The organism is Curtobacterium sp. ABR8, from assembly GCF_057812125.1.
Genome location: NZ_CM173818.1, coordinates 505,267 through 518,229, shown reverse-complemented (window position 1 = coordinate 518,229; position 12,963 = coordinate 505,267). Strand labels below are relative to the sequence as shown.

Annotated in this window: 11 protein-coding genes and 1 tRNA gene; 8 read left to right on the top strand and 4 right to left on the bottom strand. The window is 72.8% G+C overall.

Going from position 1 to position 12,963, the window contains the following annotated elements; translation table 11 throughout:
• Positions 1-146: 146 nt before the first annotated feature.
• The 8 genes from ACXKZB_RS02585 to ACXKZB_RS02550 all read left to right on the top strand — a co-directional run bounded on the left by ACXKZB_RS02585 (position 147) and on the right by ACXKZB_RS02550 (position 8,838).
• Positions 147-220, top strand: a tRNA-Gly gene (locus ACXKZB_RS02585).
• A complete protein-coding gene (gene bla, locus ACXKZB_RS02580; RefSeq protein ID WP_488824585.1) occupies positions 220-1,170 on the top strand; it encodes a class A beta-lactamase in 951 nt (316 codons plus the stop codon). Before ACXKZB_RS02585 ends, bla begins: the two co-directional genes overlap by 1 nt.
• A gap of 90 nt (positions 1,171-1,260) precedes the next feature.
• On the top strand, positions 1,261-2,529 hold the full coding sequence (locus tag ACXKZB_RS02575; RefSeq protein WP_488824584.1) for an NAD(P)/FAD-dependent oxidoreductase: 1,269 nt from the start codon (positions 1,261-1,263) through the stop codon (positions 2,527-2,529).
• Positions 2,526-3,662, top strand: coding sequence for an FAD-dependent oxidoreductase (locus tag ACXKZB_RS02570; RefSeq protein WP_488824583.1), 1,137 nt, complete (start codon positions 2,526-2,528; stop codon positions 3,660-3,662). Before ACXKZB_RS02575 ends, ACXKZB_RS02570 begins: the two co-directional genes overlap by 4 nt.
• Positions 3,659-5,218, top strand: a complete 1,560-nt coding sequence (locus tag ACXKZB_RS02565) for an ABC transporter substrate-binding protein (protein ID WP_488824582.1) — start codon at positions 3,659-3,661, stop codon at positions 5,216-5,218. The genes ACXKZB_RS02570 and ACXKZB_RS02565 overlap by 4 nt, the downstream gene beginning before the upstream one ends.
• Complete coding sequence (locus tag ACXKZB_RS02560; protein WP_488824581.1) at positions 5,215-6,612, top strand: M20/M25/M40 family metallo-hydrolase; 1,398 nt, start codon at positions 5,215-5,217, stop codon at positions 6,610-6,612. The genes ACXKZB_RS02565 and ACXKZB_RS02560 overlap by 4 nt, the downstream gene beginning before the upstream one ends.
• Positions 6,613-6,635: 23 nt before the next feature.
• The gene (locus ACXKZB_RS02555; RefSeq protein ID WP_488824580.1) at positions 6,636-7,673 is read left to right on the top strand and encodes a glycerate kinase; all 1,038 of its coding nucleotides are present in this window, start codon (positions 6,636-6,638) and stop codon (positions 7,671-7,673) included.
• 118 nt (positions 7,674-7,791) lie between these two features.
• A complete protein-coding gene (locus tag ACXKZB_RS02550; protein ID WP_488824579.1) occupies positions 7,792-8,838 on the top strand; it encodes an NAD(P)-dependent alcohol dehydrogenase in 1,047 nt (348 codons plus the stop codon).
• A gap of 79 nt (positions 8,839-8,917) precedes the next feature.
• On the opposite strand, the gene ACXKZB_RS02545 is transcribed toward ACXKZB_RS02550, so the two are convergent.
• From ACXKZB_RS02545 to ACXKZB_RS02530, 4 genes are all read right to left on the bottom strand, one after another.
• Entirely contained in the window at positions 8,918-10,327 is a 1,410-nt protein-coding gene (locus tag ACXKZB_RS02545) for a hypothetical protein (protein WP_488824578.1), read from the bottom strand.
• Complete coding sequence (locus tag ACXKZB_RS02540) at positions 10,317-11,132, bottom strand: TIGR03943 family putative permease subunit (protein WP_488824577.1); 816 nt, start codon at positions 11,130-11,132, stop codon at positions 10,317-10,319. The genes ACXKZB_RS02545 and ACXKZB_RS02540 overlap by 11 nt, the downstream gene beginning before the upstream one ends.
• Positions 11,119-12,138 (bottom strand): permease, encoded by a 1,020-nt coding sequence (locus ACXKZB_RS02535; RefSeq protein WP_488824576.1) that lies wholly within the window; start codon positions 12,136-12,138, stop codon positions 11,119-11,121. The genes ACXKZB_RS02540 and ACXKZB_RS02535 overlap by 14 nt, the downstream gene beginning before the upstream one ends.
• A 192-nt stretch (positions 12,139-12,330) precedes the next feature.
• Positions 12,331-12,909: a TetR/AcrR family transcriptional regulator gene (locus ACXKZB_RS02530; RefSeq protein WP_488824575.1), complete on the bottom strand. Its 579-nt coding sequence runs from the start codon at positions 12,907-12,909 to the stop codon at positions 12,331-12,333.
• Between the last annotated feature and the right edge of the window lie 54 nt (positions 12,910-12,963).

Here is a 12,963-nt window from a genome sequence, read left to right as displayed (position 1 = left end):
GGACGACACCTGTCCGTCAGGCTGGCGTGCTCACAGCGGAGACTCGGGAGGCACGACACACGCCCGGCAGGAGGCGTACGGTACGCGGTCGGCTGGCTTCCAGGCGAGAATCCGCTAGGCTTGCCGAGTCCCGTTCTGCGGGGCGCGCGAGTGTAGTTCAATGGTAGAACTCCAGCTTCCCAAGCTGGTAGCGCGGGTTCGATTCCCGTCACTCGCTCCATGCGTCGTCTGCGCTCCAACCTCGCCCGCGGCGTCGTGGTGTCCACGGTCATCGTGTTCGCCGTGACCGGTTGCTCCGGTGGAACGGCTCCGGCACCGGGTGGTTCCCCGACGTCGACTCCTTCGCCCACTCCGTCGTCGAGCGCCGCCGCACTCGACCACCGGAGTGTCGACCGAGCGCTCGCGGCCCTCGAACGCGAGTACGACGCCACGGTCGGCGTCGTCGCGACCGACACCGTCACGGGTGACGCGGTCGCGTACAACGGCGACCGACGCTTCGGCTACGCCTCCACGATCAAGGTGTTCGCCGCGGCACAGTTCCTGCGCTCGGTGCCCGCGGACGCCCGCGACGAGGTCGTGCACTGGACGGCCGCCGACGTCGCGGCCGCGGGGTACTCGCCCGTCACCGAGCAGCACGTGACCGACGGGCTGACGTCCGCGCAGCTCGCCGAGGCGGCCGTCCGGATGAGCGACAACACGGCCCTGAACCTCGTGCTCACGCGCATCGGCGGTCCGAGCGGTCTCGACGCCGCGCTGGCCGAGCTCGGCGACACCACGACCGAGGTGGTCCACGGCGAGCCGGACCTCAACACCATCGAGCCGGGCAGCACCGAGGACACCACCACCCCGGCGGCGTTCACCGCGGCCCTGGCGACCGTGCTCGACGGCAGCACCCTGAACAGCGCCGACACCGCGCTGCTGGTCGACTGGATGGGCGGCAACGCGACCGGCGACGCCCTGATCCGCGCCGGTGCGCCCGACGGCTGGGTCGTGGTGGACAAGTCCGGCGGCGCGGGCGGGATCCGGAACGACGTCGCACGGGTCACGCCGCCCGACGGCGACCCGATCGTGCTCTCCGTGTTGACCACGCGGAACGACCCCGACGCCGCCTACGACGACGCCCTGGTCGCGCGGTCGGCCGCGGCGGTGCTCGACGCGTTCGACCACTGATCGACCGGGCCGGCGGTGGCTGTTCTGCACCGCGTCACACGGCGTCATGAACAACACCTGTCGGCGACCTCGGGACACTACGCTCGCTCCATGTCCTCCTCCGGGTTCCCCGTGGTCGTCGTCGGCGCCGGCGTCATCGGGCTGAGCGCTGCATGGCACCTCGCCGGGCTCGGGCAGCGCGTCCTGCTCCTCGACAGCGGGACGGTCGCCGGCGGCACCACCACCGCGGGTGCCGGGTTCGTGGGCCAGTGGGCAGCCGGCTACGCCTGGTACTGGAACGAGTCCGAACGCGACGTCGAGCAGTACGGCATCGACTTCTACCGCGACCTCGCCGGCGCCGGGCACGGCCCGACCGGGTACCGGCAGAACGGCAACGTGTGGCTGACCGTCACCGAGCAGGGCCGGGCCGACCACCTGCCGCCGTTCGAGCAGCACCCGCTCCGACCGGCCGGGGCGCGCACCCTCACCCCCGCCGAGGCGGCCGACCTCGTGCCCGGGCTCGACCCGGCCGCGGTCACCGCCGGCTTCCTGCACCCCGACGGCATCCAGATCAGCGCGCCGGACACCGCGCGTGCGCTGACGGCATCGGCACGCGCACGCGGTGTCGAGATCCGCGAGCACACGCCGGTGACCGGACTGGAGGCCCGTGACGGCTCCGTCACGGGCGTCCGGACCGCCGGTGGCGAGGTCATCAGCGCCGATCGCGTCGTGCTCGCCGCCGGCAGCTGGACGAACGCGCTGCTCGCCCCCTTCGGGCGCGAGCTGCCGACGGTCCGGGTGGTCGCCAGCCGCCTCGTGACGACGCCGTTCGGGCTGCCGGGTTCCCTGCCGACCCTGATGCTCCCCGAGCTGCACGGCCTGTGGATCCGCGAGCACCGCGGCGGCCTGACGTACGGTGCCGGCCCCGGGTACGAGCCGCTGCACGTCGGCGGCGCGGACCGGCGCGACGAGCCCGCGCGCCGCCCCGTGCGCACGGACCTGCTCGACGCCATGCGCACGTACCTGCACCCGATCGTCGCCCGGCTGCTCCCCGCTGCCGCGAGCGTGCTCGGGGTGGACGAGACCCCCACGCAGGGCGTCGTCTCGATGACCGCCGACCGGAACTTCATCGTCGGCGCGGTCCCCGAGCTGCGCGGGCTCGTGGTGGCGGGCGGCGACAACGAGTCCGGCGTCACGCACGGTCCGGGGCTCGGGCGGATCGCGGCGGAACTGAGCGTCACGGGCACGACCACCCTCGGCGATGCGAGCCGCTACGCCCCGGCGCGGTTCCCGGCGGCGGCCCCGACCGAGGCCGAGGTGGTCGCGATGATGCCGGCGCGGCGCGAAGCAGACGCCCGACGTGCCGGAGCCGTGGCATGAGCGACGTGCTGAGCGACCGGGCCCCGACGCACGTCGTGATCGGCGGCGGGGTCGTCGGTGCCGCCACCGCGTACGCCCTCACACTCCGCGGCGAGCGCGTCCTGCTCGTCGAACAGCACGAGCGCGGACACCACAACGGCTCGTCGCACGGCGCCACCCGGATCTTCCGGCAGGGCTACGCCGACCCTGAGTACGTCGACCTGACCTCGCGCGCCCTGGTGCTGTGGGAAGCGCTCGAGGGCGCTGCGGGCGAGGAGCTCATCGTCCGCACCGGAGCCGTCGACCACGGCCGCGCCGAGGTCGTCGACGCCATCGCCGCCGCACTGACGGACGCCGGCATCCCCCACGAGACCCTCAGCCCGGAGGACGCCGCCGCGCGCTGGCCGGGGATCGCGTTCGAGGGGCGCGTGCTCGCGCACGCCACGGCCGGTCGCATCCGGTCCGACCGCGCGATCGAGGCCTTCCTGACCCTGGCCGAGCGGACCGGGCTCGCCGACCTGCGCTTCGACACCCGGGTCACCGGGCTCGACGACCACGGCGACGACGTGACGGTGACGCTGTCCGACGGGTCCACCCACCGCAGCTCGTCCGTGGTGGCGGCCGTGGGGTCGTGGGCTCCCACGTTGGTCGGCGACCTGCTCGCCGGACGCGGGGCGGGCCTCCCGGCCATCCGCGTCACCCAGGAACAGCCCGCGCACTTCCCCAGCCGTCTGCCGGACCAGGCGTGGCCGAGCTTCGTGCACTGGGCGGCCGACGACGATGTCTACGGCCTGCTCACCCCGGGCGAGGGCGTCAAGGTCGGGTTCCACGGCACCGGCCCCGTCGTCGATCCGGACCACCGCGACTTCACGCCCGTGCCGGCCGAGGCCGAGCGGCTGCAGGCCTACGCCGCGCGGTACGTGCCCGGTGTCGACGCGACGAAGCCGACCTTCATCAGCTGCCTGTACGACAACTCCCCCGACGAGGACTTCGTGATCGACCGACGTGGTCCCGTCACCGTCGCGACCGGGTTCTCCGGCCACGGCTTCAAGTTCGCACCGCTGCTCGGCGACATGATCGCCGACCTCGCGACCGGCGGGGCCGCACATCCCCGCTTCTCCCTCTCGAAACCATCCCCCTCAGGAACCCCGTGACGACCCGACTCCTCTCCGCACTCGCGCTCTCAGCTGCCGTCGCCGCCGTGCTCACCGGCTGCGCCTCGACCGGAGCGTCCACCGACGTCTCCGACGGCCTGGTGATCGGGACGACCGATCCCGTCACGTCCCTCGACCCGGCCGGCGCCTGGGACCGCGGCAGCTACACGGTGCAGACGCAGCTGTACCAGCACCTGCTCACCTACCCGGCCGGCGGGACCACGCCGAGTCCCGAGGTCGCCGAGTCCTGCGACTTCACCGACGGCACCCACTACGTGTGCCGGATCCGCGACGGGCTCACGTTCTCGAACGGTGACGCCCTGACGGCGGAGGACGTCGTGTTCTCGTTCGAGCGCCAGGTCGGCATCGGCTCCGAGAACGGTCCGGGGTCGCTGCTCGCCAACATGGCTTCCGTGGCGGCCGACGGCGACGAGGTCACGTTCACCCTGGAGCAGGCGAACGACCAGACGTTCCCGTACGTCCTGGCGAGCATGGCCGGCGCGATCGTCGACAGCAGCGTGTTCTCGAAGACGAAGGTCCACGCGGACGACGGGGTCGTCGGATCCGGTCCGTACGCGCTGCAGCAGTCCGCCGACGGCGGGGCGACCATCGCCCTGACGGCGAACACGGAGTACGACGGCACCGCGCCGGAGTCGTCGAGCGTGACGATCAAGCAGTACACGAAGTCCGCCGACCTCAAGCTCGCGGTGCAGGAGGGCGACGCCGACGTGGCCTACCGCCAGCTCACGCCGACCGAGGTCACCTCGTTGTCCGAGGACGACGGCCTGCAGCGCGTCCAGGGCTCGTCGGGCGAGGTCCGGTTCCTCGGCTTCAACCTCGACACGATGCCCGGTGACGACACCGCGCAGAAGACCGCGATCCGCCAGGCCGTCGCCGCGACCGTCGACCGCGCAGCGATCGCGAAGGACGTCTACCAGGGCACCTACGCTCCGGCGTACTCGATCGTGCCGTCCGACTTCACCGGCGCGACCGACGCGTTCCAGACGGAGTACGACGGTGCCGACCCCGCGGCCATCCTCCGGAAGGCCGGTGTGCGCACGCCCGTCGCGCTGCCGATCGAGTACACGACGGACCACTACGGTTCCGGGTCGGACGACGAGTACGCGCTGCTCGCCCAGCAGCTCGAGGACACCGGCCTGTTCACGGTCGACCTGCAGTCGGCGAGCTGGGACACCTACGTCGGGAACGTCGGCAAGGGCGAGTACCCGGTCTTCCAGCTCGGGTTCTTCCAGGACTACCCCGACGCCTCGTCGTACCTGACGCCGGCCTACGGTTCCGCGGACGTCAACCTGCTCGCCAACCACTTCGACGACCGGGCCGTGCAGCAGCTGGTCGCATCGCAGGCCGTCGAGCCGGACACTGCAGCGCGGACGGAGCAGATCGAGCAGATCCAGCAGGACACCGCCGAGTCCGTGCCGCTCATCCCGCTGCTGGCCGGCCAGGAGAACGTCATCGGGCAGAAGTCGCTCACCGGGCTGACGAAGTCGGTCGACGCCTCGGGTGAGTTCCGCATCTGGGAGATCGGGCGCTCGTGAGCACCGGCGACGCAGCGCAGCAGGCGAACGAGTCCGCTGACCCGCTCCGTGACGCGGTCCGCGCCGGGATGCCCGCGGGGCTCGACGAGCTCGCGGCGCTCGTCGCCATCCCGTCCGTGCACGACGCGGCCGTGCAGTCGCTCGACGACTGCGACCGGGTCGCCGAGCGCGTGCGGGTCGCGTTCGACGGCCTCGGCCTGGCGTCGCGCCTCGTCACGACGTCGGACGGCTCACAGGCGGTCGTCGCCACCCACCCGGCCCCGGCCGGCGCCCCGACGGTCCTGCTCTACGCCCACCACGACGTCCAGCCCGCCGGCGACCTCGCGGCGTGGACGAGCGACCCGTGGACCCTGACCGAGCGCCAGGGTCGCCTGTACGGTCGCGGTGCCGCTGACTGCAAGGGCGGGGTCGTCACCCACCTCGTGGCGCTGCAGGCCCTGCTCGACGTGCACGGATCGTTCCCGGTCGGACTCGTCGTGGTCGTCGAGGGATCCGAGGAGCAGGGCACCGACGGTCTCGAGCAGTACGTGTCCACCCACGCAGCGGACTTCGCCGACGTCGACGCCGCCGTCGTGATGGACGCCGGCAACGCCGCCGTCGGGGCCCCAGCGCTCGTGACCACCCTGCGCGGCACCGCGTTCGTCGAGCTGCGCATCCGAGCGCTGCACGGCACCGTGCACTCGGGGATGTTCGGTGGTGCGGCGCCCGATGCCATCGCGACCCTGGTGGCCCTGCTCGCCACGCTGCGCGACGACGCCGGGGACACCACCGTCGACGGACTCGACGGGTCCCAGACCTGGGACGGCCTGCCCTACGACGCCGACCGGTTCGCCGCCGACGCCGGGCTGCTCGACGGCGCGGTGCCGATCGGGTCCGGGGACCCGGCATCCCAGGTCTGGGCACGGCCGGCGCTGACCGTCGTCGGCATCGATGCGCCGGCCGTCGCCGGGTCGTCGCCGTCCGTGCAGGCGACCGCCGGTGCCGCGCTGAACCTCCGGGTGCCGCCGGGCGTCGACCCCGCTGCCGCCGGCGAACTGCTGGTGGCGCACCTGCTGCGGCGAGCGCCCGCCGGCGTCGAGGTCGCCGCGCGCGTGACGGGGACCGGCGACGGCTTCCGCGCGACGGCCGGGCAGTACTCGTCGGCGTTCCGGAGCGCACTGGCGTCGTCGTACCGGGTGTCGTCGGTGGGCTCCCTCGGAGGCGGCGGATCGATCCCGCTCTGCGCGACGCTCGAACGGGCGATCCCCGGGGTCGAGGTCATCCTGGCGGGGGTGTCCGAGCCGACCGCGAACGTGCACGCGCCGGACGAGAGCGTGGACCCGTCCGAGATCGAGCACATGGCCCTGGCCGAGGCGCTGTTCCTCGCCGGACTCGCGCCGCGCGCCTCGTCCTGACCACGCCCGCTACGGTGGTCCTCGTGCGCATCGTGGTGGCTCCGGACTCGTTCAAGGGCACCGCGACCGCGGCGTCCGTCGCCCAGGCGATCGCGGACGGCTGGCTGGCCGAACGCCCCGACGACGACGTCGTGCTCGTGCCGATGGCCGACGGCGGCGAGGGCACCCTCGACGCCTTCGCGACCGCGGTCCCCGGCGCGGTCCGCGTCCCCGTCACGGTCACGGGTCCGGCCGGCGAACCCGTCGAAACCCACTGGCTGCGGCTGCCCGACGGCCGCGCGGTGGTCGAGCTCGCGGCGACGAGCGGGCTCCCCCTGCTCACCGAACTGCTGCCGGACACCGCCACGAGCCGAGGGTTCGGCGAGGCGATCGCCGCCGCGCTCGACGCCGGCGCCACAGGGCTCGTGCTCGGCATCGGCGGCAGTGCCTCGACCGACGGCGGACGACCCGTGCTCGAGGCGCTCGGCCACGACGGCGACCGCGGCTCGCTGCGTGCCCTGCCGCCGCTCGGCGTGACCGTGCTGACCGACGTGACGTCGCCCCTGCTCGGCCCCACCGGCGCCGCCGCGGTCTTCGGGCCGCAGAAGGGCATCGCGCCCTCGCGCGTCGCCGCGTTCGACGAGCAGCTGGCCGCCTGGGCCGCGCGGTTCCCGGACGTCGACCCGGCCACGCCCGGCGCCGGTGCCGCCGGAGGCGTGGGCTTCGGCCTGCTCGCCTGGGGCGCGACGCTGGCCCGCGGCGCGGACGGCGTCGCCGAGGTCCTCGGCTTGGCCGACCGGCTCGCCGGCGCCGACGTGGTCATCAGCGGCGAGGGCCGGTACGACGGCCAGTCCGCCGCCGGCAAGGTCCCGTCGGTGGTGCGGTCGCTCACGGCGACGCACGCACCCGAGGCTCGGTCGATGCTCGTCGCCGGCGCGATCGAGGCGCCGCTCGACGACTACGCCGCCGCTGCCTCGCTCACCGTGCTCGCCACGCAGACCACCGGCGAACCGGACGACGCCCTCGCCGATCCGCTGCGCTTCGCCGCCATCGCGGGGCAGCGGCTCGCACGGATGGCCTGAGCACCCCGATTCCCGCCCTGGGGAGCCCCATCGGAACCTCCCACGCCGTGGCGCGCTCCATCAGACTGGTTCCGGGCCGGAACCGGCCCGCAACGAACCACCCCCCACGAGGAGATCATTGCGCACCGTCAACGCGTACGCGGCACCGTCAGCGACCGAGCCGCTCGTCAAGACCACCATCACCCGTCGGGACGTCGGCCCGGACGACGTCGCGATCGACATCGCCTACGCCGGCATCTGCCACTCGGACATCCACACCGTCCGCGGTGAGTGGGGCCCCATCCAGTACCCGCAGGTCGTCGGCCACGAGATCGTGGGCCACGTCACCGCCGTCGGCGAGAACGTCACCAAGCACAAGGTCGGCGACCGCGTCGGCGTCGGCTGCATGGTCAACTCCTGCGGCGAGTGCGAGAACTGCGTCGCCGGCCAGGAGCAGTACTGCCTCAAGGGCAACATCGGCACCTACGCCAGCGTCGACCCCGCCGACGGCTCGATCACCCAGGGCGGCTACTCGCAGGCCGTCGTCGTGAACGAGGACTTCGTGCTCCGCGTCCCCGAGTCGCTCGACATCGAGAAGGTCGCGCCGCTGCTCTGCGCCGGCATCACCACCTACTCGCCGCTGCACCACTGGAACGCCGGCCCCGGCACGAAGGTCGCCGTCGTCGGTATGGGCGGGCTCGGCCACATGGCCGTCAAGATCGCCGTCGCGCTCGGCGCCGAGGTCACCGTCCTCTCGCAGACCACCTCGAAGGAAGCCGACTCGCTCCGCTACGGCGCGAAGGCCCACTACGCGACGAAGGACCCGGAGACGTTCGAGAAGCTCGCGAACTCCTTCGAGCTCATCATCAACACCGTCTCGGCGAAGATCCCGATGGGTTCGTACCTCGGCCTGCTCAAGGTCGACGGCACGCTCGTCAACGTCGGTGCACCGTCCGAGCCGCTCGAGGTCCCGGCCTTCGCGCTCATCCCGCGTCGGCTCAGCTGGGCCGGGTCCGCCATCGGCGGCATCCAGGAGACCCAGGAGATGCTCGACTTCTGCGCCGAGCACGACATCCTGCCGGAGACCGAGCTCATCAGCGCCGACCAGATCAACGAGGCCTACGAGCGCGTCCTGTCCTCGGACGTCCGCTACCGCTTCGTGATCGACGCGGCCACGCTGGCGTAGTCGTCACCACCTGCGTGACAGGGAGGCCCGTTGCCAGCCGGCAACGGGCCTCCCGTCTGTCCGCCTGTCCGTCGAACCGTCAGCCGACCTCGTCGCCCGACGGCAGGGCACCGCACCAGTCGACCGAGTCGGCATCGATGCTCGCCTCGAGCGCACCGGAGGCTGCGTCGACGATGCTCACCAGCTCGTCGGTCGCCGACTTCGTCGCGACCGCGGCGAACTGGCCGTTCGGCGACGGGCAGACCGCGGTGACGCTCGCGTCGTCGGGGATGCTCACCGGCAGCCGGGAGGCCCGTCCCCCGTCCACACGCACGATCCGAGCCGAGACGGTCCCGTCCGACCGCACGTCCCCCAGCACCCGCAGGTACGTGTCGTCCGTCAGCGGAGCGATGCGGCCGAGGACCGCCGCGTCGGTGCTGGCGGCCGGGGCGCGCAGCGCCGTCTTCGCGCCGTCGGTCAGGTCGAGCCGCTCGATGCCGGTGCCGGTCTCGACCACGGCCGTGGTGCCGGTGCCGACGAACCCGTGCAGGTACGTGGCGCTGCCGAGCCGGACCGGATCGGCGCGGCCGCTCATGTCGACGAGCACCAGGTCGTCGCTGCCCGTCCGGACCAGGGCACTCTCGGTGCGCGGGACGTAGGCCCACTGCCCGACCGTCATCGGCACGGCACCGGTCTTCGGCTTGCCGTTGGCCGCGATCGCGGTGGGCAGGTGCGTGCCCGTCATGTCGACCACGTACAGGCCGGTGTTCCGGGACTGCCCGGTCGAGGTGTCGGCGTACTCGAACCCGAACGAGGCGCCGTCGTCGGCGACGTGCAGCGCGGTGACCCGACCCTGCGACGACGGCAGGGTGAGGTGCTCGACGGGCGCGTCGTCGTCCTGCACCCCGCCGCGCAGCGCCACGACGTCGACGGACGAACTGGCGTCCGTGCCGCTCACGACCACCAGGGAACGACCGAGCCGGGCGTACTCGCTGATCGCCGTGCCCTCGTGGACCGTGGTGGCACCGCCCGCGTCGAGGGACCGCCGGACGATGCGGTCCTTCGCCCCGGCCTGGCCGGGGACGAGGGCGAGGACGTCGGTGCTGCCGGTGCGGATCGCCGCGGTGAGGTCCGACGTGGCGCGCTGCCCCGGCGCCCGGACGTTCGCGACCGTCACGGTGTAGTCGCGGTCGTAGGCCAGGGGTCCGGCGAACTCGACCGCGATCGTGTTGCCGCTCGAGGTCACCGTGTGGGCTGCTGCCGGGCTGACTCGGACGTCGGCGGCGGACACCTGCTGCAGGGCCTGGTTCGCCGTCAGGATCACCCGCTGCGCCGGTCGGGACACCAGGCCGCTGGCGTCGTAGGAGACGTCGCGGAGCCGCGGACCCTGCTGCGAGCCGACGACGGCCGCGAGCGCCGCCACCACGGCCAGCACCACCACGACGGCGAGGTACCGGCGGTGGAACCGGTGTGCGACCGGGCGGCGCTCACGGCGCCCCTCAGTACTCATACGGGTCCTTCGGCTGCGCGATCTCGGCGACCTTCGCGGCCTTGATGACGATGCGGGCGTCGGCGGACTGATCCGGGTTGGCTGCGAGTGCGCCGGTCACCGTGACCCACTGTCCCTCGTCGGGCACCGCGTCGGGACGGTCGCCGGCGTCCGTCACGACACCGAGACCGACGGGCTGGGCATCGACGGCGCAGCAGCTGATCACGAACCGGGTGAGCGTGAACGAACCGTCCTGGCCGGGCACCACGAAGCCGGACAGCCGCACCTGCTTGCCGACGAGCGCAGTGGTGTCGGTGGTCTGCCGGATCATCGCCGCCCAGTCCTTGACGCCGTACTGCGAGGTGTCGACGCCCTCGCTGCCGAGCAGGGACACCGCTGCCTCGGAGCCCGTGGCGTTCGACAGGGTCGCCGAGTCGACGCTCCGCTGCTGTGCGGTGCGGGCGGAGAGCGTCGTCGGGGGCAGGACGAGCATCGCGACGGTGACGCCGATCGTGACGAGCGCGGCTGCCCCGCCGAGCGCGATGCGCGTGCGGCGACCCGCGGCTCCCGATCGCCCACCGTGTTCGTGCTCGTCGGCGTCGTCGCCGTGCGTGTGGCCGTACCCCCGGGCGATGACGACCAGGCCGGCGATCGACGCGGGGACCCCGACGGCGGCGAGGACGATCGTGAACACGGAGTAGCGCGGGTTGATGTACAGGTCGAGGTGCCCGACCAGTGCCAGCCACAGCGTGCAGAGCGCCACGGCCAGCACCGACCCGAGGCCCAGGTAGGCGGGCGCGTTGCTGCGTGCATCAGACGAGGACATTCATCACCAATCCCACGGCGCCGGCGAACAGGACGCACACGACGGCGAGCAGCACCAGGAACCGGGCCCGGAACGTCGTGCGCAGCAGCGCGATCATCTTCACGTCGATGATCGGCCCGATGATCAGGAAGGCCGTGATCGACCCGGGCAGGAACGTCGAGGCGAACGACAGCGCGAAGAAGGCGTCGACGTTCGAGCAGAGCGACACCGTCATCGCCAGCAGCATCATCGCCGCGACGGACAGCACCGGGTTCGAGCCGATCGCGACCAGGGTCGAGCGGGGCACAGCGACCTGGATCGCGGCGGCCAGGCCGGCACCGACGAACAGCGCCGGCATCATCGTCGCCGTCTCGCCGCCGAATTGCGCGGCGCTCTGCCGCCAGCGGTGCAGGCCGCGGGGCGCTCCGACGGCCGCACGGCACCGGGCCTCGAAGGCGGGGAGCAGCAGGTCGGCCGGGTGGCGGTGCGCGGCGACGATCCAGCCGACGAGGTTCGCGATGACGAACCCGCCGACGATCCGGACCGGCAGGATCCACCCGGACCAGCCGAACGCCTGCGCGGTGCTGATGATGACGAGCGGGTTGAGGATCGGGGCCGCGACCAGGAACGTGACGGCCTCGGCCGGCGTGAACCCGCGCAGCATCAGGCCGCGCGCGAGGGGCACGTTGCCGCACTCGCACACCGGGAAGAGCATGCCGATCAGGGAGATCACGGCGCGGCGGCCGAAGGCGTTCTGCGGCAGGACCTTCTCGAGCGCGCCGACCGGCACCCAGACCTCGACGACGATCGACAGCACGATGCCGAGCACCACGAACGGCAGCGACTCGACGACGACGCTGATCGCCAGCGTCAGGAAGTCCTGCACGACGTCCGGCAGCCCGGCGGTCCCGATGCTCGGGGACAGCAGCCGGATCCCCAGGAGCACGACGACGGTGAGCAGCACGAGGCCCGGGCCCGTCAGGGAACGGGAGCGGGAGCGCTGCTGCGGCGGCGTGGTCGTCGTCACCCGGAAAGGATAGGCGACGCGTGCTGCGTGGCGGTCTGTGCGCGCCCACCTGCGCACCGTGCGAATTCGCGGCCGGCCAGGTCGTCCGGTGCGAGGTTCCGTACTCGGTGCAGCGTCGCGCGACACCCACCGAGTACAGAACCTCGCACCGTCCGCCCGCGCCCTCGCACCGTGCGAGGCCGCGCGCCGCGGTCAGCCCCGGGCGATGCCCGCCACGTGCCGGTCGAGGGTGTCGATCGCCCACGAGGCGTCACCCCCTGGATCGAGCCGCACGATGTGCATCGCGAGCCCGTCCACCAGGGCGTGCAGGCGGCGGGTCTCGTAGGCGGCGTCGGCGTCCGGCACCCCGAGCGCCCGCAGGATCCGCCCGCACCACTCGCGCATCTCGTCGACGACCCGGTCGTGGAACGGCCGGAGTTCGGCGTCGGTCAGGGCCGCGGTGCCGAGGCCCAGGTAGACGTCGAGCTCGATGCGTCGTTCCTCGTCGAGGGGCAGCAGCTCGAGCAGCACCGCGTGCGCGTAGGCCGTCCCCTCCAGGTCTGCGGGCACGGCGTCGATCCGGGTCGAGGTCGCGTCGAACACGAGCTCGAGCGCGTGGGACCGGACGCTCGCCTGGGTCGGGAAGGTGTAGCGGACGGTGCTCGGCGGCAGCCCCGCCTCTGCCGCGACGTTCCGGACGCTCAGCGCCCCCAGTCCGTCGCGGGCGAGCACCCGGCACGCCGCCTCGGACACGGTCCGACGCCGCTGCTCCACGTCCATGCTCCTGGCCACGACGCCATACTCGCACAGTCGTACGAACTCGTGCTACCGTCGAGGTCATTGTCG